Below are 23127 nucleotides of genomic sequence, written 5' to 3' on the forward strand. Positions count from 1 at the left end.
AAACATTCTCGGCCTGCGGCCTGCGAAACTGCGGGCGGGACGATATGTCCCGACCTCATGCAAAGGGTAACTCAATGAACGAAGCGAACATCGAGTATAGGGTTCGTGGTCTAATAAAAACTGAGTTGCGGCTCAACCGCCATCGCAAGTAAATCGCAGCTGCAGCCCGAATTATTTCCGCTAAGAACTTCGAGGAGTGAGCAGACCGCGTACTGCATCTCAGCTACGTCAACTTGGCTGCCCCGTAGCGAGGCCCCGGACCTTTGCTCGATATGAGTTCCACACGAACAGGAGGCGCCAGTGGCGCCTCCGTCGTGAGCCAGGACTGTCCGAAATAGCGAGTAAAGGTCCGGGGCCTCGCTACGGGGCAGCCTGGGATGGTTATTAGAGATGCAGCACGCGGTCGCGGATCTCCTCGGTTCGGCCCTGGTTCCAGAACTGGGTACCGATGTAGCCGCACGTACGACGAGCGACGTTCATCTTCTCCTGGTCTCGGTTGCCGCAGTTGGGGCACTCCCACACCAGCTTGCCATCGTCCTCAACAATCTTGATCTCGCCATCGTAGCCGCACACCTGGCAGTAGTCGCTCTTGGTGTTGAGCTCGGCGTACATGATGTTGTCGTAGATGTACTGCATCACGCGAATGACAGCCTTGAGGTTGTCCTGCATGTTGGGAACCTCAACGTAGGAGATAGCACCGCCCGGCGAAAGCTGCTGGAACATGCCCTCAAACTTAAGCTTGTCGAAAGCATCAATCTCCTCGGACACGTGGACGTGATAGCTGTTGGTAATGTAGCCCTTGTCCGTCACGCCCGGAATAATGCCAAAACGACGCTGCAGGCACTTGGCGAACTTGTAGGTCGTCGACTCCAACGGCGTACCGTACAGCGAGAAATCGATATCGCTTTCGGCCTTCCACTCGGCGCACTTGTCGTTCATGCGCTGCATGACGGCCATGGCAAACGGCGTGCCTTCCTTCTCGGTGTGGCTGTGGCCCGTCATGTACTTGACGCACTCATACAGGCCAGCATAGCCCAGGCTGATGGTAGAGTATCCGCCCACGAGCAGTTTGTCGATCGTCTCGCCCTTCTTCAGACGAGCGAGGGCGCCGTACTGCCACAAAATCGGTGCGGCATCCGAAAGCGTACCCATCAGGCGCTCATGACGGCACAGCAGGGCACGGTGGCACAGCTCAAGGCGCTCGTCGAAGATCTTCCAGAACTTGTCCATGTCCTGATGCGAGCTCAGCGCGACATCGGGCAGGTTGATGGTCACAACACCCTGGTTAAAGCGGCCATAGTACTTAGGTTTGGTCGGGTCATAGTTCAGCGCGTTGGCGACATTGTTAAAGCCGTTGCCCGAGCGGTCGGGCGTCAAGAAGCTGCGGCAACCCATGCAGGTGTAGCAATCGCCGTTGCCGGCGGTCTCGCCCTTAGACAGCTTGAGCTCGCGCATCTTCTTCTCGGAGATGTAGTCGGGCACCATGCGCTTGGCGGTGCACTTGGCAGCCAGCTGGGTCAGGTAGAAGTACGGGGAATTCTCGTGAACGTTATCGTCCTCGAGTACATAGATAAGCTTGGGGAATGCCGGGGTAATCCACACGCCGGCTTCGTTCTTAACGCCCTCGTAGCGCTGACGAAGCGTCTCCTCCACGATCATGGCAAGGTCGTGCTTCTCCTGCGCTGAGCGAGCCTCGTTGAGATACATGAAGACCGTCACGAACGGCGCTTGGCCGTTGGTGGTCATAAGGGTCACGACCTGATACTGAATCGTCTGGACGCCGCGACGGATCTCGTCACGCAGGCGGTCCTCAACAACCTCGCGGACCTTTTCGGGAGATGCGGAAACGCCGAGCTCCTCGAGCTCGCGGGCGACCTCGCCGCGAATCTTTTGACGGCTCACCTCGACGAACGGGGCAAGATGGGTCAGCGAAATCGACTGGCCACCGTACTGGGAGGAAGCAACCTGGGCGATGATCTGCGTCGCGATGTTGCAAGCCGTCGAGAAGCTGTGCGGCTTCTCAATCAGCGTACCCGAGATAACAGTACCGTTCTGGAGCATATCCTCCAGGTTCACCAGGTCGCAGTTATGCATGTGCTGGGCAAAGTAGTCCGAATCATGGAAGTGGATCAGACCCTCATTGTGAGCATCCACGATCTCCTGGGGCAGCAGCACACGCTGAGTCAGGTCCTTGGAAATCTCGCCGGCCATGTAGTCACGCTGAACGGAATTGACGGTCGGGTTCTTGTTGGAGTTCTCCTGCTTGACCTCTTCGTTGTTGCACTCGATGAGCGACAGAATCTTGTCGTCGGTCGTGTTCTTCTGGCGCTTCAGGCTCTGAACATAGCGATAGATGATGTAATGGCGAGCGACCTCGTAGCAGTCGAGACGCATGATCTCGTCCTCGACCAGATCCTGAATCTCCTCGACCGACACGGTGTGGCCCGCGTTCTCGCATGCCTCGGCGACGTTTTGCGCCGCATAAACCACCTGGCGGTCGGTAAGACGAGAGCCCTCCTCGACCTCCAAGTTGGCGGCGCGAATCGCATTGACGATCTTATCGATGTCAAAGACAACCTCGGTGCCGCTGCGCTTGATGATCTTCATCCTCTTGCCTCTTTCGCGTCGTAGTCTCATTGCGTTTCAGAGCCAAACGATGCCCGGCAGGGCTTGCCCCCGTCTTGCGGCGCCGTCGCGCAATCTGTGTTCTCGATAAACCATAAGCCTCCATGCGGACATTCCCAAGAGCCGATCAAGTGGCTCAAGGACACGTTCAAAAGAGGCAGTTAAGGTCTTCGTTCTCTGTCCGCCATCTATCATACGACAAAGAGGCATCTATATCCTGTATTCTTTTTTTAGGTCAAACACAACATATAGTGTTTCAGCAGGTCAAAGCAATTAGTCATTTTGCAGACGCATTAAAAATGAGGGGTATTTGACAAGTCGGTAAAACGTTACCAACACGGCTACCTGCATGGCAGTTATAAAACCCCCTTAGTCAAGCCGCTGACAAATCCTACCAAAACCAAGCCGCTCACGCCAAAAGAATCCAAAAGATTATGCTTGACCAACATGTTGCGGTCGTGCCTTGCCGAGCCTCATGCAACCGCGGCACGAATCCTTGAAAGATATGTGTATGCAAACGGAGAAGACGAGAGTTTCCTCGGATGACTACTGAGAAGCATCCCGGAAGATCAGAAACTCGAAATTTGGTGACGTATTTGGCGACCCATTTGGCGACCAAAACAAAACAGCCCAGAGGCGATGCCTCTGAGCTGCGAACATTTGGTGGGCGTTAGAAGATTTGAACTTCTGACCTCTTCCGTGTCAGGGAAGCGCTCTCCCCCTGAGCTAAACGCCCAAATGGAGCGGACAACGGGGCTCGAACCCGCGACCCCAACCTTGGCAAGGTTGTGCTCTACCAACTGAGCCATGTCCGCCTGCGAGGATTTAATATACGGGATGATCCACCCAAATGCAAGAACTTTTTTTGAAAAGTTTTGCGACGCCCTCGCGAACCTCGCGAAGACATCAGCCGCCGCGGAAGGCGCAGGCAAACGCAAGCTCGCCGCAAGAGACCCCTACATCTCACCGAGCATGATCCAGGCAGAGCTGTCCTGCGCGAGCTTACCGTCTGCAAGCGGTGATGAGGCGAGCAGGACCCTGCCCGCAGGCAGCTCCACGGGCGCTGCACCGAAGTTCGTCACACACGCCCAGCCGTTGTCGCGGCGATAGGCGATGACGCCGCCCTCAGCGCCCTCGGCACCATCCGCAAGGCCGGTGCGCCCGTCAAGATCGAGCCACGCAAGATCGTTGGCGCACCCGCGCAGCTTGCGCCGCAGCCAGAGGGCGTCACGATAGAGCGCAAGCATCGATGTCGGGTCCGCTTCTTCCCTATCGGCAGCGTAATCGGAAAACCATGCAGGCTGCGGCAGATGGGGCGCCGCATCGGCGTCCGCCGGTGAAAACCCAAACGATCCGCCCTGCGCGGGATCGTCCGCCGCCACCCACGGCAGGGGCACACGGCAGCCGTCGCGCCCCTTCTCGCGCTTCGGTCCGTGCGTATTGGTCGCAGTAGGATCTTCGAGTGCGGCCCACGGAATGTCAGCCACCTCAAAAAGGCCGAGCTCCTCACCCTGATACACGTATGCCGAGCCCGGAAGCGCCAGCTCGAGCAAAAGGGCCGCCCGCGCGCGGCGCTCGCCGAGTTCACGTTCCTCGTCATAAGACGACCCGTCGCGTAAGAGCCAGTCGAGCGCAATCTGGTGGTAGCGCGTCGCCTTGATCTGCGGCAGGGCATAGCGCGTCGCCACGCGCGGCACGTCGTGGTTGGAGAGCACCCAGGTCGAGGCGGAATCGGATTCTATAGCTGCCTTCAAGCCCTCCTCGATTGCAGCGTGCATGTCATCATAGGTCCAAGTGGCCTTGGCAAACTCAAAGTTGAATGTCTGGCCAAGCTCGCTGGGACGCGCGTAGAGATACTGGCGCTCGGGCAGCACCCACGCCTCGGCAACGGCGCTGCGTGGCGGATCATAGCGGTCGAACACGCGGCGCCACTCGCGATAGATCTCGTGGACCTCGTTGCGGTCCCACAGCGGATGGGTGCCGTCCTCAACCATGTCATCGCCCTCGGCGAGATGCCACCGGTCGAGGTCATCGCGGTCGAGATCCTTGGCGAGACCGTGCGCCACATCAATGCGAAAGCCATCGACGCCTCGATCGCTCCAAAACGCCAGGACGTCACAAAAGAACGCGTGAACCTCGGGGCACGACCAGTCAAAGTCCGGCTGCTCGGGCGTAAACATGTGCAGATACCACTGACCGTCCGCGACGCGCGTCCAGGCGGGGCCGCCAAAGTTGGCATTCCAATTGGTGGGAGGCAGCTCGCCGTGCTCGCCGCGACCATCGCGGAAGATATAACGGGCGCGCTCGGGCGATCCGGGGCCGGCGGCAAGAGCGGCTTTGAACCAGGGGTGCTGGTTGGACGAATGGTTGGGCACGATGTCGACGATGACCTTGATGTCGCGCGCATGAGCCGCAGCGATCATGTCATCGAAGTCATCAAGCGAGCCGAGACGTGGGTCGACATCGCAGTAGTCCGCCACATCATAGCCGCCATCGACAAGAGGCGAAGGGTAAAACGGGCTCAGCCAGATGGCCTCGATGCCCAGCTGCTCAAGATAGTCCATCTGCTGGGTAATGCCCGCGATATCGCCCAGACCCGAACCAGTCGAATCCTTAAACGAGCGCGAGTAGATCTGATAGATCGCGGCGTCGGACATCCATGAGCGCGAAGAAGACTTTTCTGTAGCCATGGGGCGTATCTCCCTTGCAACGAGGTTATGCGAGATGCCCACGATGATACGCCCAAAGCGGACATTCGCGGCAAACAACGCCACAGCCACGCCCCAAACGCTCGCTCCCTCTCGGGTTCGAGTCTCCTGGGACGAATCGATCGATCAGTGAAAAGAACGGAAGGCCCACTCCTCCGGCCACGACAGCGAGCGGGCTCCGGGTGCCCCAAGTTGCCGCGAAAGAGGAGGGAAGCGTACTTTATGTACGCGACCGACGATTGAGGGGCAAGATGGGGTGCCCGAGGCTCGCGCAGCGTCAACAAAAAACGCGGTTCGCTAGAACCGCGTAAGATAGTTGGAGCGGACAACGGGGCGTCTGCGTATCCGCTTCGCGGATCCGCACCGGCTTCGGTCGCCTGTCGGCGTCCTCGCCAGCTCGCTACAAACGCTCCGCGTTTGCTTAACGCTCGCTCCCTCTCGGGTTCGAGCCCATACGATGGGTACGAAAAAGCCCGGCTACCGTAGTAGTCGGGCTGTTGCGTTTGGAGCGGACAACGGGGCTCGAACCCGCGACCCCAACCTTGGCAAGGTTGTGCTCTACCAACTGAGCCATGTCCGCATATGTAAAAACAAAACGGGCGCCGGAGCGCCCGGATGTTGCCTGGAGGCGAAGCCCGGATTCGAACCGGGGGTAAAGGCTTTGCAGGCCTCTGCCTTACCACTTGGCCACTTCGCCGAAAAAGGACCGCCTAAACGGTCCGGAAATGCAATGGAGCGGACAACGGGGCTCGAACCCGCGACCCCAACCTTGGCAAGGTTGTGCTCTACCAACTGAGCCATGTCCGCTTGCGGGTTATTAATTTACGCGAGTTGTCCAAAAGACGCAAGTACTTTTTTCAAAAAACTTGTCTGCCGCATGTTCTTAGTAGCTAAACGCGCTAAAGCGATTGGCTAGGCACACGATTCCAGCGCTCCGCTAAACAGCTTCACCATCTGCACGCGCGTGCCGGCGCCGTCCGTACGACGAGCAACCTCCACGTTATCGACGAGCATACGCATAAGCTTGATACCACGGCCGCGCTCCTCTGATGCGACCGGTTCGCTCGTTTCATCGATAGAATAGCCGGCACCTCGATCAAGCACCTCAACCACAACGCGATCGCCATAGGCCTGAACCGTCAGGACGCACCCGATACCGCCCGCATGGTCATAGGCATTACCCAGCGCCTCCCCCGACGCCAATGCGACATCGTAGCGCTCGTCACGGCGCAACGGAAGCGATTCAAGGAGTTCGGCGATGCGATGTCGGTAGTATGGAAGATTCTCGATACCCTGACGGACCTCGACGCTCTTACTCCAGCGAGGCAGCTCCCCCACCGGAATGGCGGGAATAGACTCCCGTGCCGGCCCCGCGACATGAAGGATATCGACAAGCCGAGCAATCTCCAAAAAGCGAACAACTTCACCCGATGCATTGACGAGCGAAAGCAGGCCTTCTCGCCTCATGAGCTCACGAGCGCGCGTAAGCAGGAATGCCAAGCCCGTCGAATCGATAAAGCTAACAGCCTGACAGTTGATGACGACACGACGCACGCCGCGGCCAATCAAAGCATCCAACCGCCGACGCAGCGCAGGCACCGTGGCGATGTCGATATCGCCTGGTGGCGTCAAAACCGCTATGTCATTCCACTCATTCATACGACCATGGTTCCCCAAAAAAGCCCACTCGATGCATTCGTTTCCCCAACCGTACGGATTCAGCCCGCCCAGCGTCGTCTATGAACGACCCCGTAAAAACTCAAGGGACACCAATGCAATGTCATCGTCCAGCGCCGATTCGGTAAATCGGTCGAGCTCGCCCAAGACCTTGCCGCAGATTCCCGATACGCCCTCACCCGAGACAGAGAGCAGAAGATCACGAAGGCGCTGCTCGCCAAAGAACGCTCCGGTGCGGTCGCGGGCCTCAATCGTTCCATCCGTATACATGAAGAGCATGTCGCCAGGAGCGAACGTAAACACGCCCGTCTCGTAAACCATGCTCTCAAATGCACCGATTACGCCCGATTGGCATCCAAGCAGCTCGACCTCTCCCCCACGGGCCTCGCCGCCACCCAGCGGCATCGACTCTGGCCTGATGACCATGGTCGGAGGATGGCCCGCCGAACAATACGTTGCGCGTCCGGTTTTAAGGTCAATCTTGGCGATAAAGGCCGTCACGAACGTCTCGACCCTCGAGAAGCCCATGAGCATGCTGTTAAGGGAGCGTGCCATGCGGGCCGGTCCAGCGCCCTCCCAGGCATATGCCGTCAGGGCCGTCTTGACGAGCGCGGACATCGATGCAGCCTCAATGCCTTTGCCAGACACATCGCCCAGAATCATGACGGCGCAGTCGTCGGGAAGACGGATGAGCGTATAGAAATCGCCGCCGACCAACGCCGAGTTCGTGGCCGACAGGTACACCGAATCGGCGGCGATTCCCGGAACATCCCCCAGGGAATTTCTCATGCCAATCTGGAGGGTCTGAGCGATATGGCGCTCCTCGCGCTTTTGAGATTCGCCTTCGTAGATCAGTTCAAAGTCATGCGCCAAGTGCACCAAGTAGTCATATTCAAGATCATCAATCGGCTCTTGGCTACCATCACGAAGCAGCAGCGCACGCGTCGTCGGCCCCTTCGCAACAGAAGCAGGAACGATTGCGTCGTTACTGTGCTTGCCATCGCCCTCAGGGCGTGGGCGCCCCGCCTCGATGCCGGCGTCGACGTAGAGACCCTGGCAAGGCAGGCCATGCGCTCTAAGCCAGCCTCCCATAGGCATCGATTCGTCAACGCGAGTTATACGGACGTGTTTAAGGTCCTCGGCACTCGTGCCGCCCAAAACAGATGCCTCAAAGCCATCAGGGGCAGCCCCCAAACGTGCCGCTGGCGCCGTCGTGGAAAAGAAAAGCTTCTCGGGATCGTCCGGCAAAGCAACGCGACTGCCGCCTTCAAAATCTATGACGTAGGAATCCAGACTGGCGTCATACTCAATAGGGCAAAAATGGCAGTTGAGCATATTGCAGATCTCGGACGATACCGCCTGGGTAGCCGCGGCGGAATCGTCTAGAAAGGTAAACAACTCATCCCGCAAGACATTGAGCGAGCGGCCAAGCTCGGCCGTGCGACGGGAGCGAAGGCTCGATGCCATGCCGACCAGCTGGATAGACAGGTAATCGCAAATGACCTCAAGTACATTAACATCATAAGCGAGCGGTGCCTGGGGGCGTTTCCAACCAACTTCCAGCACGCCGAGGATCTGCGTACCGTAAAAAACGGGAAGACAGATTTCGCTGCGGTACGGAGGCATATCCTGCATGCGCAACAGGTGCTTAGAACGATTATCCAGGTCCATGAACATACCGGAGGCGGCCTTATCGCCCTCAAGGTCCTGTTGAATCGACAAGCGACAGGCACGCGACTCGCGAAGAACATACGTCGGAATGCCAGCGCCATACGGCAAAAACTCGGGCAGGTAGCTGTCGAGCAGCTCCTTGGAAACACCGCGGAGCTTAAAGCCGCCGCTCTCAGAAAAATAGATAGCAGCACCCGAAGCATCGAGCGTTCCTACAAGCTGGTTCAAAACGGTATCAAGCAGGCTGGGTAACTCATCGGAGCCCACAGTGCTCATAATGACCGAGAGCGTGCCAGAGAGACGCTTGTTCGCCACTCTAAGCTCCGATAACGCACGCTTGAGTTGCCGGTCGTGAGAATACTGTTCCTCAATACTGTGAAGCGCCACCAGGACACGTGGCGCGCGGCGCCCAAAGATACGTGGAGGCGTTACGGAGCCTGCGCGAACCAATACGGGAATAAAGGAGCCATCGCTCAGCTTGAGCATCAGTTCGCTCTCGGAGCCATCAGTTTCAAATGGCAAACGATGTTCCGTTGCACGTTCAAAAGCGGACGAGTACAGGACGTCTTTAACATCTCCACCGATGACGTCGGCGCGTTCCTCGCACATCAAACCAAGTAAGCGATTATTCACATGCAGAATGGTTCCGTCGAGCTCGCAGATGATGACAGCATCGCTCGTGATCTCGACTAGTTGGGCAACGTCTGCCCACTCGTTGCGTTCAAGCGTTTCCATCGTGGACCTCACCGTCTATCGGTAACAAAAAAGCCTCCGAAGAGGCTTCTCAAATGCGATGGTGTCGGAGGCGGGACTTGAACCCGCATGACCAAAAAGCGGTCACTAGCACCTCAAGCTAGCGCGTCTGCCAATTCCGCCACTCCGACATGCTATGTTGTTGATTCGCGGTTCGTTTTGTTGGACCCGCGCGTTCAACGAGGAAGATAATAACCTATGATTCGAGAACTGTGCAAGCACTTTTTTCAAAAAAGTTTACGAATTTGTAAATGCGCTGGTAGACGGACCTGTTCGGGTCGGAATGAGGTTGCTTTCCAACGCGTCCTCGGGCATGCGGCATTATTTTGATTCGCGCTTCGCGCTACAAAATAATGCCGCCCCCTGCGGAATGCGTTGGAAAGCAACCTCATTCCGGCCCTAGGAGTATGTACTCCGGGCACAGTTCTCAAATATGTTCTGGGGCTGATATAAATTTAGTGGCTCGGCTTTGCCGAGCCCTTATATATGGAGCCCGGAGCTTTTGCTCCGGCCTCACTAACTATCCCATTAGATTAAGTGAGCGATCAAGGAATCGCCCATTACAGTCTGAAATAGGCCATCGATAAATTTCGATGGCGAGCATTCGGCGCATTGCCTACGATACGGGCAAGCCCCGAGGGGCCGCCGATCGGGCGCCTCCGGATGGCCGTCTGCCCCTGCCCCGTAGAGGGCCCGGGGGGTGTTGCCACCGGGGGCGCTCGCCGCTCCGGACGACTGATAGGAAACTGCCGGGCGCAAGCGCCACGGCCAGGTAATGTGGGTGTCGCGGGGAGGGGTTCCGATCGGCCTACCGATTGGAGGATACCACCGTGGCACCAATTAGAATGCCGGAAGCCGTCATCGGGCTCGATGTCGGGAAATCGTCCCACTGGGCATGCGTCGCGACTCGAGATGGCGAGGTGCTGTTGAGCACCCCCGTCGCGAACAGGGAGGACGACCTGGACTCGCTGTTCGGCCGCTTCCCCGATGCGCTCGTGGTCGTCGACCAGTCGCGCAACATAGGCGCCCTCGCGCTCGCCCGCGCCAGGGCGGCCGGGATGTCGGCGGCGTACCTGCCGGGACTCGCGGCGCACGGGGCCGCCAGGCTCTTCGCCGGCGACGCCAAGACCGACGAGCGAGACGCGATGGTCATCGCGAAGACGGCGCTTGGCATCCCCGACGCGCTCCTGCCGGTCGGAGACCCGGGTCCGACGATTGCGGCGGCGAGGGCGCTGGCCGCCCAGAGGAACTTCCTGACCTGCGAGAACACTAGGAATAAGAACCGGCTGCGCAGCATCCTGCTGGAATCGTGCCCCGCCTTCGAGGCACTGGTCGACCTGTCCGACGGGCCCCAGCTGAGGCTCATGGCATCCCTCGGCGGGGCCTGGTCGGTAGCCGACGCCGGGCCCCGCAGGGCGGCGGCGCTCACGCGTGGGGCGGCGCGCGGTAAGATCGAGGCCCTCGTCCGCTCGACAACCTCCTCGACAAGGCCGGATGCGTCGGTCGTCGCCGCCGAGGACCGGGCGGTGAAACTGCTCGCGCGCAGGATATCCGAGAACTCGGCGGAGATCGAGGCGATCACGGCGGAGATCTCCGCCCTGCTCGAGGGCGACGATACCTACCGATGCCTCCTGACGGTGCCGGGCATCGGGCCCAAAACCGCTTCCGAGCTTGCGGTCTCCATCGACATCGAAGACTTCCCCAGTCACGACAGGCTCGCGTCGTACTGCGGCCTGGCGCCGCGCAACCGCCAGTCGGGAACCTCGATCTCCTCGGTGACGGCATCGCGCCAAGGCAACAAGAGGCTGAAGAACCTGCTCATATTCTCATGTAACTGCCTTACCCGGACAGAGGGGAGATGGGGCGACTACTACACCAGGTGCCGGGAGCGGGGCATGTCGCACGGCAAGGCGCTCAAGGCGCTGGCGCGAAAGAGACTGAAGGTCATCTACGCGGTCATGCGAGACAGGGTGCCTTACGCAGCCTAGCCGAAACGCACCGAGCAGACTGAAGCCCACCGGCCTAATGGCTTGGCGTCAGCATGCCGCGATTCGGTCGCACGGAGAGCATTTCCCAGTTGACAAAACTATAGGAACACCCCCCCTGCATCGGTAACACAGAGCCCGTGCTGGACTTAGTTTTCAGAACATTCCGCAGACCAGGAGACCCCCTTATCCACAGCTCCGAAGGAGCAGGATAAGGGGGTCTCCATGGTCGAGGACGTTCTGAAAACTAAGTCCAGCACGGGCCCGGACAAACAGCCGACTACAGGTCGATGTGAGATTCCTTGATCGGGAACGGCTCGGCGAAGTGGCAGGCGCAGCAGTGACCCGGTGCGACTTCCTTAAACTCGGGAAGCTTCTCAGAGCAGATACCCTGCGCAATCGGGCAGCGCGTGTGGAAACGGCAACCGGTCGGCGGATCCAGCGGTGACGGCGGGTCGCCGGCAAGGATGATGCGCTTACGAGTCTTCTGGATATCCGGATCGGGCACCGGCACAGCAGACAGCAGCGACTGCGTGTACGGGTGGTGCGGCTCACTGTAGAGCGTCTTCCAGTCCGAAACCTCAACCATCTTGCCCAGGTACATAACGGCAACACGGTCGGAAATATGCTGTACGACAGAGAGGTCATGAGCAATGAAGAGATAAGCCGTACCGAACTTGTCCTGGAGCTCCTTCAGCAGGTTCAGAACCTGGGCCTGAATGGACACATCCAGAGCGGAAACCGGCTCGTCGCAGATAATCAGCTTGGGCTTAAGCGCAAATGCACGGGCAATGCCGACACGCTGACGCTGGCCGCCGGAAAACTCATGAGGATAGCGGTTAATGTGCTCGGGGTTCAGTCCGACAACGTCGAGAAGCTCGCGGACACGCTCAATGCGCTCCTCCTTGGTGCCCACGCCGTGAATGGTCATGGGCTCGGAGACGATCTCACCGATTGTCATACGAGGATTGAGCGAAGCATAAGGATCCTGGAAGATAAACTGCATCTCACGACGCATGTCCTTGATCTCATGCTTGCTCATCTCGGCAACATCTTTGCCCTGGAAGAACACCTTACCGGCCGTCGGCTTGGTGAGGCGCATGATGGTACGGCCCGTGGTGGACTTACCGCAACCAGACTCGCCGACCAGACCAAAGGTCTCGCCAGGATAGATTTCGAACGAAATGTCGTTCACAGCAGAGACGACACGCTTGGAGAAGCGCTTGGCGAACATGCCGGACTCAGCGGGAAACTCCTTAGAGAGGTGCTCGACCTTCAGCAGCGGAGTACGCTCGTTGGTATCTGCCATTACGCCTCGCCTCCCTTCTTGGAATCCTTGCGCGTACGGGACGTCTCAGGAGCGTTCTTGAGGAACTCGGGGTCACCGGAGTAGTGGCACGCAGAGTAATGACCAGACTCGGTGACAACGCGCTCGGGGCGCTGCTTGCGGCACTTGTCCGTCGCATAGGGGCAACGAGGAGAGAAGACGCAGCCCTCAGGCAAGTTCATGAGCGAAGGCGGGTTGCCGTGAATCGGCGTCAGCGGCTTCTTCTCATCGATGGCCTGCTCCGGGATGGAGCGAATAAGACCCCAGGTGTAGGGATGGCGGCTCTCGTAGAAGATTTCCTCAGCAGTACCGAACTCGACGGGACGGCCGGCGTACATAACCATAATCTTATCGGCCATATCGGCGACGACGCCCAGGTCATGGGTAATCATAATAATGGCGTTGCCGTTCTTCTCCTGCATCTCCTGCATGAGCTCGATAATCTGAGCCTGAATGGTAACATCCAGAGCCGTCGTGGGCTCGTCGGCAATCAGGATATCGGGATCGCAGGCAAGAGCCATAGCGATCATGACACGCTGACGCATACCGCCGGAGAACTGGTGCGGATACTCATTGACGCGCTTCTCGGGCTCGGGGATACCCACGAGGTCCAAAAGCTCGGTAGCGCGCTTGAGCGCCTCCTGCTTGGAGTAGCCGCGGTGCAGACGAAGGCCCTCGCCCACCTGCTTGCCGATCTTATAGACCGGGTTCAAGGAGGTCATAGGATCCTGGAAGATCATCGCGATGTCGTTACCGCGAATGTGCTGCATCTCTTCCTCGGTCATCTCGAGGATAGAACGGCCGCGATAGCGAACGTCGCCGCCCTCAATCTTTCCCGGAGGCATCGAGATAAGACCCATGATGGTCATGGCGGTCACAGACTTACCGGAGCCGGACTCACCGACGACACCGAGGGTCTCGCCGCGATCGAGCGTGTAGGAGACACCGTCGACAGCGCGAACAACGCCATCTTCGGTGTGGAAATACATCTTAAGGTCATCGACCTCGAGCAGATGCTGGCCCTCGGGAACCGGCTGGTCCTTCAGGTCCACATAGTTCTTGTTCTTCTTCATCCTTATGCGTCCTTCATCTTGACGTCGAGGGCGTCGCGCAAACCGTCACCCAGCAGGGTGAAGGCGAGCACCGTCGAGAGAATTGCCAGACCGGGCATGATCATCATCCAGGGAGCAGTCAGAAGATACTGCTGACCGTCCTGAATCATGGAGCCCCACGAAGGCGTAGGCGGAATAACGCCCATGCCGAGGAAGGACAGAGCGGACTCGGTCAGAATAGCGCCGCCGATGTTCATGGTCGCGTAGACCACGATGGAAGCAACGGAGTTCGGGAAGATATGGCGCATAACGATACGGGCATCGGATGCACCCATGGCGCGGGCGGCGTCAACATAGTCGTTCTCTTTGACCGTGAGGATCGCGGATCTAAAGACGCGCGCAATCGAAGGCCAGCCGAGAATACCGATGGCGATAAAGACGTTCTGAAGGCCACGGCCGATAACGGCGATCATGGCGACGACGAACAGCACGTACGGGAACGCCAGGAAGATGTCCGCGCAGCGCATGATAATCGTATCCCAGATGCCGCCATAGAAACCGGCAAGGGCGCCCATGACCAGACCGATCACCGTGGAGATGGCGGTGGCCATAATACCGACGGAAAGCGAAACACGTGCACCGTAGATAACACGAACGAGAATGTCGCGGCCAAGGGCGTCGGTGCCAAACGGGTGCTCGGCACACGGAGCCAGCAGCGACGTCTCGGCCATGGTGGTCGAGTCGGAAGCCGTCGGCGAACCGAGCCAGGGCTTAGCCCACAGATCTGCGGTCAGGGCAACCAAAACGACGACGATGATCCAGCAGACACCGATAACGGCGAGCTTGTTCTTGCGAAGACGCTTAAAAGCGTCGCCCCACAGCGTGCGGGACTTGGCGGGAGCAGATGCGGCCTTGGTGGCGGTAGCCTGCTCCTGAGACTGAGAATCAGTTTCCTGCATGAGACGTACCTCCCTTAGGCCTTATCCGACGGACCGCCAAGGCGGATGCGCGGGTCGAGGAATGCATAGCTAATGTCGACGAGCAGGTTGATCACCATGACGACGACGACGATGAGCGTAACGCCGCCCATAACGATGGGCCAGTCACGCATGCTAATGGCGCGATAGACCTCATAGCCGATACCGGGCCAGTTAAAGACCGTTTCGGTCAGGATGGCACCCGAAAGCATGCCGCCAAAGTCGACACCAATATAGGTAACGACGGGGATGAGTGCATTCTTAAGCGCATGCTTGATGATGATCGCGCGATTGGAGAGACCCTTGGCCTTTGCCGTACGGATGTAATCTTGGTTCATGACGTCAAGCAGCTGTGAACGCATAATGCGGGCAGCATAAGCGGTCGAAACCGAAGCCAGCGTAATGGTCGGAAGCACATAGTGCATCCAATCCTGATACTGAGAGCTGGAACCGCCGGCACCCGAAATCGGCATGGAGAATGCGCCGCCGGTGAGATCCTTAAGGATGACGCCGAAGAACAGCTGCAGCAGCATGCCGAGCCAGAAGGCGGGAACGGCAACGAGGATCGACGTGGTGAGCGTTACCAAAATATCCCAGAAGGAATAACGCTTTACCGCCGAAATGATACCCGCACCGATACCCATGATCGCCTCGAGCACGATGGCGCACGCGGCGAGTTTGACCGTATACGGATACTTCTGGGCAAAGATTTCCGTAACCGGCAGCTTGCGCTGGTACGAATTACCCAGATCGCCATGAAGCAGACCGTTCATGTAATACAGATAACGGTCTACAAGCGACGTCTGAACGGGATCGCCGTTCTCGTCAAGGATCGCGTTACCGTCCTCGTCCGTCTGGACCAGGTGATAGCGTACGCGAAGCTGAAGCTCTACCTCGGGGGACAGAGCCTTGTCTCCACCGATCAACTTGATCGGATCTCCCGGCACGATATTCTGGAGGGCGAACAGAATCAGCGTGACGCCCAAAAACACCGGGATGAACTGAAGCACACGTTTAACGATGTACTTACCCATACCACTCCCCTATCTAGGGATTAACCTAAATGGGATGCCGATCGCCAGACCGGCATCCCAAAATTACCATCAGCCAGTTTACCCCAGGTTAGGGGGAACTGTATGTTTCCCATGAGGTCTACGTAAATACTTGACCCTCACGGAAGCTGCAAAACTCTTAGGCGAGCTCAGCGGTACCCAGATCGGCGTGCTTCTGCGGATCAACGTAGAGGTACTTGACGCGGTCGGAGCCAGCGATGGTGTGCGTGTAGAACATCACCGGGATGACCGGGCAGTCGGCGGCGACCATGGCGTCGGCCTCCTGCATCTTGGCGATACGCTCGTCGTCGTCAACCGTGGCACGGGCCTCGTCAACCTTGGCGTCAAAGTCGGGGTTGCTGTAACCGGAGCGGTTGTCGCCACCCAGGGAGTCGGAGTGGAACAGCGGATACAGGAAGTTGTCCATGATCGGGTAATCGGCGATCCAGCCCAGACGGCCGAACTGATAGTTGAAGTTCTGATACTGCTCGAGCAGGGCAGACCACTCAGGGGTATCGGAGACGGCGGTGACGCCCACCTTGGCGAGGTCGCCGATGATGGACTCCATGATCTCCTTGTGGCCGCCGTCCTGGTTGTAGGACAGGGTCACATTGATGCCACGATCGCCGTTAGCGCCAGCGGGAGCGACCTTGTCGAGGTACTCGTTAGCCTTGTCGACGTCGTAGGCGCAGAACTCCCATGCGCCCTCCTTGTAGCCGGCGATTCCCGGAGGAACGATGCCGTCAGCGGGGGTACGGGTGCCCTTGAAGATGGTCTTGCAGATGGCCTCACGGTTGATAGCCAGGGAGATGCCCCTACGCAGGTCAGCGTTGTTGAACGGCTCGGCCGTGGTGTTGCACGTCAGATAGTACGTGGAAGGCTCGGAACCGAGCAGCATGCGCGCACCATCACTCATGGTGTAGCCATCCTTGGACTCGCCGCGGTCCTTCTTGGCGGCGTCGATCTGAGCAACGGGAACGTCGCAGACATCAAGGTTACCGGCCTGGAACTCCTTGTAAGCGGTCTCCACGTCCTTGATGACCTGGAAGTGGATGGCGTCGATCTTGGCCTTGTCGCCATAATAATCGTCGAACTTCTTGAGGTTGATCTCCTGACCATCCTCCCACTTACCGTCCATCATGAACGGGCCGTTGCCGACCGGGGCAAGATAGAAGCTCTTGACATCGGTCTCGGCGCACTCGGGAACCGGGGACAGAGCCGGGTGAGAGGCGACGAAGGGGAAGTCGGCGTAGGCGGAAGTCAGCTTGACGACGAGGGTCTCGTCATCCGGGCAGGTAACGCCGGACAGCTCGGTAGCATTACCGGCAAGCAGATCGTCATAGCCCTCGACCATGGAAAGGTGGTAGGAGACCTCGGAAGGACCATACTCGGTAGCGATGGCCGACTTAGTGTTGACCAGGCGCTCCCAGCCGAGCTTGAAGGACTTGGAGGTAACGTCGTCACCGTTGTGGAACTTGGCCTTCTTGATCTTGAAGGTGAACTCGGTGGCGTCGTCGTTAGCCTCAAAGGACTCGCAAGCCAGCGGAACGATCTCGCCCTTCTCGTTATCGTACTCCGTCAGAGCGTCGAAGAGCTGGTACTCGACCTGAGTGCCCTGATCCTCCTGGACGTTGTAGGGGTCGATGCAGACCGGGTTGTTGATGTAGAAGTTCAGCGTCGAACCGGACTCAGAACCGGAAGCGTCGCCGCCCTTCTTGCCGCATGCGGCAAGAAAAGCCATGGAGCTCGCAGCGAGGGTGCCGCCAACAAAGGCGCGACGACCCATAACGGGCTGGTGGAACATAGAATCAGCCATGCCATCCTCCTTATGAGATAGGACAAAGTGAATTCGGCCGGGCAACGTCAAGACAGCCCGATCGAACCATTCAAACGCGGTCCGCCGTTATGGCTGGTTATGCAGTGCGGACCAACGTTTCGCAATACAGTAGCGCATTTTATGCACAATATGGCGCTAATTCCGGTTAACGGTCGAGAATTTCTTTAGTTAGGCGAAGTATGTGGGGATATTTTGACTCTATTACAAGTCTGTAAACAAAAAGGGCCCCGCACATGCGGGACCCTTTACAAACGTATATACGCCGATGCTTAGTAGCCGACGATGCCCTGCGGGAAGAAGAACATGCACAGAACGACACACACAGCAAAAACGACGGCCATAATTACCGTCAGGCGATCGAGGTTCTGCTCCATGACGCCCGTGGCAGAGCTGGAGTTATACAGCGAGCTAGCGATCATATCCGAAACGCCGGTGCCCTTACCGGAATGCATCAGAACGAGAATCGTCAGCGCCACGGCAGAAACAGCCCAAACGACAAACAGAAGAATCTGGAACGGACCCATAGATAAGCTCCTTAATAGAACAATTCAAACTCCAGTACTGTACCACAACCTTCAACACTCCCCCACCTGCCATTTAGGGACGGGGTAGAAATGGCAGAAATACCAAAAAGGGGGTCGTCCGGTTGTGGACAACCCCCTTACTAGAAAACGGTATTTGTTTTCTATTAGGCCTCGGTGGCGAGCACGCGACCCGTCATCTCGGCGGAAGGCTCAATACCAGCCATGGTGAGCATGGTCGGAGCGATATCGGAAAGACGGCCGTCCTCGATACCGGTGAGCTTGGCCTTATCATCAACGATGATGAACGGCACGCGGTTGGTGGTGTGAGCCGTAAACGGATGCTTGGAACCGTCGGAAGCAACGTCAAACATGTGATCGGCGTTGCCATGGTCGGCGGTAATCAGCGCAAAGCCGCCCTTGGCGAGAATCGCCGGGACAACCTTGGACAGAGCATCGTCAACAGCCTCGACGGCCTTAACGGCGGCGTCGAAGACACCGGTGTGGCCAACCATGTCGCAGTTCGCGAAGTTCACGATGTAGAAATCAGCGCGATCCTCGTTAATAGCGGCGACGAGCTTCTCGGTAACCTCGGGAGCGCTCATCTCGGGCTGCAGATCGTAGGTAGCAACCTTGGGGGAAGCGACGAGCACGCGCTCCTCGCCCTCCTTGGGCTCCTCGATGCCGCCGTTGAGGAAGAACGTCACATGGGCGTACTTCTCGGTCTCGGCGGTGTGCAGCTGCTTCAGGCCATTGGCGGCGATAACGTCGGCCAGAACGTTCTCGGGGAACGTCTTGGGGAAGGCGACCTCGACGTCAAACGTCGGATCGTACTCGGTCATCGTCACAAAGTGCGAAAGCTTAATCTGCTCGCGCTCAAAGCCGTCGAACTCCTTGTCCGTGAACACGCGAGTCATCTGACGAGCGCGGTCGGGACGGAAGTTGAAGAAGATGGCCGCGTCGCCCTCGTGAATGCCCTCGTTGTGGGCAGCAAAGGGCTCGACGAACTCGTCGCCGCGCGGATCCTTCTCGTAGTAGGCCTTGATACCGGCAACGGGGTCGGTATCGGCATCGGACGCGTTGACCATGACGTCGTAGGCACGCTGGATGCGCTCCCAGCGGTTGTCGCGGTCCATGGCCCAATAGCGGCCCGAAACGGTGGCAACGCGAGCGTCGCAACCGGTCTCCTCGGAGATCTTAGCCAGAAAAGCGCAGAACTCGCTCATGTAGCCGGCACCGGACTGCGGGTCGACGTCGCGGCCATCCATGAAGGCGTGGACGCGAACGGTCTTGACGCCATGCTGGGCAGCCATCTTGACCAGAGCCTCGACGTGGTTCATGTGAGAATGAACACCGCCAGGGCTCATAAGGCCCATAAGGTGGAGAGTCTTGCCGTCAGCCTTGACGTCGTCCATAGCCTTGACGAAGACCTCGTTCTTGGCGATGGAGCCGTCCTTGATGGCGTTGTTGATGCGCGAAAGCTCCTGGAACACGATGCGGCCGGCACCGATGTTGAGGTGACCCACCTCGGAGTTGCCCATCTGGCCGTCGGGAAGGCCCACGTCCTCGCCCGAAGCACCGAGCGTGGTGTGAGGATACTTCTCGTACAGGCTATCAAGGAAGGGCGTCTTGGCAGCGGCGACGGCGTTCTCGCCATCAGCCGGAGCAAGGCCGCAGCCATCCATGATGATCAGGAGTGCAGGAAGATGACGCTGTGCCATATGTCCTACTCGCCTGCCTTGACGACCATAGAGGCGAAGTCGGCAGCCTTGAGCGAAGCGCCGCCCACGAGGGCGCCGTCAACGTCGGGCTTGGCGACGAGCTCGGCAATGTTGCCGGGCTTAGCGGAACCACCGTACAGGACGCGGATACCGTCGGCGAGCTCCTCGCCAAACATCTCCTTGAGGGTCTCACGGATAGCGCCGCAGACCTCCTGAGCGTCCTCGGCGGTAGCGGTCTTGCCGGTGCCGATGGCCCAGATGGGCTCGTAGGCGACGACGACCTGCTTGGGGCAGGTGATCTCAAGACCAGCAAGGCCAGCTTTGACCTGGTTCACGACGTGCTCGACATAGGTGCCAGCCTCGCGGACCTCGAGGGACTCGCCGCAGCAGAAGACGGGAACAAGACCGGCGGCAACGAGGGCCTTGGCCTTCTTGTTCTGGTCCTCGTCGGTCTCGTGGAAGTAGTCGCGACGCTCGGAGTGACCGATGATGCAGTAGGTGCAGCCAGCGGACTTGAGCATGTCGCAAGAGGACTCACCGGTGAAGGCACCCTTGGCCTCCCAGTACACGTTCTGTGCACCGAGGGCGATGGGGGCAGCCTGAATGCGGTCATGAACCGTGGTGATGTCAATGGTCGGAGGGCAGACGAGCACCTCGACGCCAGCCGGAACCTCGGGCAGAGCCTGAGCCAGCTCGTCGGCGAGCTTGGCGGCCTCGGCGACGTCGTTGTTCATCTTCCAGTTACCAGCGATAAGAAGGGTGCGATTAGGCATCGAGAAGCGCCTCCACTCCGGGCAGGGCCTTACCCTCGACGAGCTCCATGGAAGCGCCACCACCGGTGGAGATCCAGCTCATCTTGTCGGCCAGGTTGAACTTGTTGACAGCCGCGACAGAGTCACCACCGCCGATGATCGAGGTGCAGTCGGCCTCGGCGACGGCCTCGGCGATAGCCTGGGTGCCGTGAGCGAAGTTGTCGAACTCGAAGACGCCCATGGGGCCGTTCCAGAACACGGTCTTGGCGCCCTTGACGGCCTCGGCGTAGAGCTCCTCGGTCTTGGGGCCGATGTCCATGCCCTCACGATCGTCGGGGATAGCGTCGGAAGCGACAACCTCGGGGACAGCGTCCTCGCCAAAGTGATCGGCAACGCGGTTGTCGATGGGGAGCAGGATCTTGACGCCCTTCTCCTCGGCCTTCTTGAGCATCTCGCCGGCGCGCTCGACCCAGTCCTCTTCCTTGAGGGACTGACCGACGGTCAGGCCCTGAGCCAGGAAGAAGGTGTAGGCCATGCCGCCACCGATGATCAGGGTGTCAGCGGAGTCGATGAGGTGATCGAGAACGCCGATCTTGGAGGAAACCTTGGAACCGCCGACGATAGCGACGAAGGGGCGCTCGGGCTCGGCGAAGATGCCGGTCAGCGTGTCGACCTCCTTCTCGAGCAGGAAGCCGGCGACGGCAGGCAGGTAAGCGGCGGGGCCCACGACGGAACCCTGGGCGCGGTGAGCGGTGCCGAAGGCATCGAGAACGAAGACGTCACCATAGGAAGCGAGCTTCTTGGCGATCTCGGGATCGTTCTTCTTCTCACGCTTGTCGAAACGGACGTTCTCGAGAACGAGGACCTTGCCCGGCTCGACGGCGGCGACAGCCTCAGCAGCCTTCTCGCCGTAGGTGTCGGCGACAAAGGCAACATCGAGACCAGAGAGCTCAGCGAGCTTCTTGGCGACAGGCTCAAGGGAGAGCTCAGGCTGGAAGCCGGTGCCCTCGGGACGGCCGAGGTGGCTCATGAGAATGACGCGAGCGTTGTGCTCAACGAGGTAGTTGATGGTGGGCAGGGCAGCCTTGATGCGGGTGGTGTCGCCAACGACGCCATCCTTGATAGGCACGTTGAAGTCAACGCGGACGAGAACGCGCTTGCCGTCGACATCGATGTCGCGGACGGTCTTCTTGGTAAAGGCCATGTTTGCTTCTACCTTTCGTACGTGTCTGCCTCCCATTACGGCAGACGATTTCCTATAAAAAGGGCGCGACCCTAGGGTGTAAGCCCTATAAGGCCGCGCCCTTCTTTAGACGCTCAACGAGCTATTCGCTAAAAGCTAAATTAAGCAACGAACTTCTCGAAGTACTTGATGGTGCGGACCATCTGAGAGGTGTAAGAGTTCTCGTTGTCGTACCAAGAGGTGACCTGAACGAGGGTCTGGCCGTTGCCGAGATCAGAGCACATGGTCTGAGTGGCGTCGAAGATGGAGCCGTGGGTCTCGCCGATGATGTCGGTGGAGACGATGTCGTCCTCGTTGTAACCGAAGGTCTCGGAGATGGTGGCAGCGTAGGCCTTCATAGCGGCGTTGACCTCGTCGACGGTGACCTTCTTGTCAACGACAGCGTAGAGGTTGGTGATGGAGCCGGTCGGCGTCGGGACGCGCTGGGCGGCACCGATGAGCTTACCGTTGAGCTCGGGGAGAACCAGGCCGATAGCCTTGGCAGCACCGGTGGTGTTGGGGACGATGTTGACGGCGCAGGCGCGGCTACGACGCTTGTTGCCCTTGCGCTGCGGGCCGTCGAGCGGCATCTGGTCGCCAGTCCAGGCGTGAATGGTGGTCATGATGCCGGACACGATGGGAGCGAAGTCGTTCAGACCCTTGGCCATCGGGGCGAGGCAGTTGGTGGTGCAGGAAGCAGCAGAGATGATGTTGTCCTCAGCGGTCAGCGTCTCGTGGTTGACGTTGTACACGATGGTGGGCAGATCGCTGCCGGCCGGAGCGGAGATGACGACCTTCTTGGCGCCAGCGTTGATGTGGGCCTGAGCCTTAGCCTTGCTGGTGTAGAAGCCGGTGCACTCGAGAACGACGTCGACGTCGAGGTCGCCCCAAGGCAGGTTGTTGGCGTCGGCCTCCTTGTAGATCTTGATCTCCTTGCCGTCAACGGTGATGGAATCCTCGCCAGCAACGACCTCGTGATCGCGAGCGTAGTTGCCCTGCGTGGAGTCGTACTTCAGCAGGTAAGCGAGCATATCGGGAGAGGTGAGGTCGTTGATAGCGACGATCTCGGAGCCCTCATGACCGAACATCTGACGGAAAGCCAGACGACCGATGCGACCGAAGCCGTTAATAGCAACCTTTACTGCCATTGTGTCTCCTTTCGTAAGGCCCCCGCAAGCTACAGCGCCCGCCGTTGAGGCCCACAAACTAACCACTCGCCTAATATACCTTTTTTTTGACTTGAATTT

General features: G+C 58.8%; 15 protein-coding genes and 6 tRNA genes. 1 reads left to right on the forward strand and 20 read right to left on the reverse strand.

Going from position 1 to position 23127, the window contains the following annotated elements:
- Positions 1–384: 384 nt before the first annotated feature.
- The 10 genes from nrdD to DW151_RS01180 all read right to left on the reverse strand — a co-directional run bounded on the left by nrdD (position 385) and on the right by DW151_RS01180 (position 9565).
- The gene (gene nrdD / locus DW151_RS01135; RefSeq protein WP_117806470.1) at positions 385–2607 is read right to left on the reverse strand and encodes an anaerobic ribonucleoside-triphosphate reductase; all 2223 of its coding nucleotides are present in this window, start codon (positions 2605–2607) and stop codon (positions 385–387) included.
- Positions 2608–3286: 679 nt separating this feature from the next.
- Positions 3287–3361, reverse strand: a tRNA-Val gene (locus DW151_RS01140).
- A gap of 3 nt (positions 3362–3364) precedes the next feature.
- A tRNA-Gly gene (locus DW151_RS01145) sits at positions 3365–3440 on the reverse strand.
- A gap of 141 nt (positions 3441–3581) precedes the next feature.
- Positions 3582–5315 carry a glycoside hydrolase family 13 protein gene (locus DW151_RS01150; protein WP_233543277.1) on the reverse strand — a complete coding sequence of 578 codons (1734 nt, stop codon included), beginning with the start codon at positions 5313–5315 and terminating at the stop codon, positions 3582–3584.
- Between the two features lie 522 nt (positions 5316–5837).
- A tRNA-Gly gene (locus DW151_RS01155) sits at positions 5838–5913 on the reverse strand.
- A 43-nt stretch (positions 5914–5956) separates the two neighbouring features.
- A tRNA-Cys gene (locus DW151_RS01160) sits at positions 5957–6030 on the reverse strand.
- A gap of 34 nt (positions 6031–6064) precedes the next feature.
- Positions 6065–6140: transfer RNA gene (locus DW151_RS01165), tRNA-Gly, on the reverse strand.
- A gap of 105 nt (positions 6141–6245) precedes the next feature.
- Entirely contained in the window at positions 6246–6992 is a 747-nt protein-coding gene (locus DW151_RS01170) for an anti-sigma factor antagonist (RefSeq protein WP_055286928.1), read from the reverse strand.
- Between the two features lie 78 nt (positions 6993–7070).
- Positions 7071–9416 (reverse strand): GAF domain-containing SpoIIE family protein phosphatase, encoded by a 2346-nt coding sequence (locus DW151_RS01175; protein WP_117806836.1) that lies wholly within the window; start codon positions 9414–9416, stop codon positions 7071–7073.
- Positions 9417–9475: 59 nt separating this feature from the next.
- Positions 9476–9565 (reverse strand) — tRNA-Leu (locus DW151_RS01180).
- A 699-nt stretch (positions 9566–10264) separates the two neighbouring features.
- On the opposite strand from DW151_RS01180, the gene DW151_RS01185 reads away from it, so the two are divergent.
- Positions 10265–11422, forward strand: coding sequence for an IS110 family transposase (locus tag DW151_RS01185; protein WP_233543278.1), 1158 nt, complete (start codon positions 10265–10267; stop codon positions 11420–11422).
- A 277-nt stretch (positions 11423–11699) separates the two neighbouring features.
- Here the strand turns inward: DW151_RS01185 and DW151_RS01190 are convergent, their stop codons facing one another.
- The 10 genes from DW151_RS01190 to gap all read right to left on the reverse strand — a co-directional run bounded on the left by DW151_RS01190 (position 11700) and on the right by gap (position 23028).
- Positions 11700–12728, reverse strand: coding sequence for an ABC transporter ATP-binding protein (locus DW151_RS01190; RefSeq protein ID WP_022094888.1), 1029 nt, complete (start codon positions 12726–12728; stop codon positions 11700–11702).
- On the reverse strand, positions 12728–13819 hold the full coding sequence (locus DW151_RS01195; protein WP_117564867.1) for an ABC transporter ATP-binding protein: 1092 nt from the start codon (positions 13817–13819) through the stop codon (positions 12728–12730). The genes DW151_RS01190 and DW151_RS01195 overlap by 1 nt, the downstream gene beginning before the upstream one ends.
- A gap of 2 nt (positions 13820–13821) precedes the next feature.
- Positions 13822–14757 (reverse strand): ABC transporter permease, encoded by a 936-nt coding sequence (locus tag DW151_RS01200; protein WP_117584279.1) that lies wholly within the window; start codon positions 14755–14757, stop codon positions 13822–13824.
- 14 nt (positions 14758–14771) lie between these two features.
- A complete protein-coding gene (locus DW151_RS01205) occupies positions 14772–15809 on the reverse strand; it encodes an ABC transporter permease (RefSeq protein ID WP_089572952.1) in 1038 nt (345 codons plus the stop codon).
- 157 nt (positions 15810–15966) lie between these two features.
- Positions 15967–17643, reverse strand: coding sequence for an ABC transporter substrate-binding protein (locus DW151_RS01210; protein ID WP_117584278.1), 1677 nt, complete (start codon positions 17641–17643; stop codon positions 15967–15969).
- A gap of 290 nt (positions 17644–17933) precedes the next feature.
- Positions 17934–18188 carry a preprotein translocase subunit SecG gene (gene secG, locus DW151_RS01215; protein ID WP_006236144.1) on the reverse strand — a complete coding sequence of 85 codons (255 nt, stop codon included), beginning with the start codon at positions 18186–18188 and terminating at the stop codon, positions 17934–17936.
- Between the two features lie 164 nt (positions 18189–18352).
- Positions 18353–19906, reverse strand: a complete 1554-nt coding sequence (gpmI, locus tag DW151_RS01220; protein ID WP_117584277.1) for a 2,3-bisphosphoglycerate-independent phosphoglycerate mutase — start codon at positions 19904–19906, stop codon at positions 18353–18355.
- Positions 19907–19911: 5 nt separating this feature from the next.
- On the reverse strand, positions 19912–20679 hold the full coding sequence (gene tpiA, locus DW151_RS01225) for a triose-phosphate isomerase (protein ID WP_089572945.1): 768 nt from the start codon (positions 20677–20679) through the stop codon (positions 19912–19914).
- On the reverse strand, positions 20672–21862 hold the full coding sequence (gene pgk / locus DW151_RS01230; protein WP_099431437.1) for a phosphoglycerate kinase: 1191 nt from the start codon (positions 21860–21862) through the stop codon (positions 20672–20674). Before pgk ends, tpiA begins: the two co-directional genes overlap by 8 nt.
- A 140-nt stretch (positions 21863–22002) precedes the next feature.
- On the reverse strand, positions 22003–23028 hold the full coding sequence (gene gap / locus DW151_RS01235) for a type I glyceraldehyde-3-phosphate dehydrogenase (protein WP_022094880.1): 1026 nt from the start codon (positions 23026–23028) through the stop codon (positions 22003–22005).
- Between the last annotated feature and the right edge of the window lie 99 nt (positions 23029–23127).

The organism is Collinsella sp. AM13-34 (genome assembly GCF_003473055.1).
Classification (GTDB): Bacteria; Actinomycetota; Coriobacteriia; order Coriobacteriales; family Coriobacteriaceae; genus Collinsella.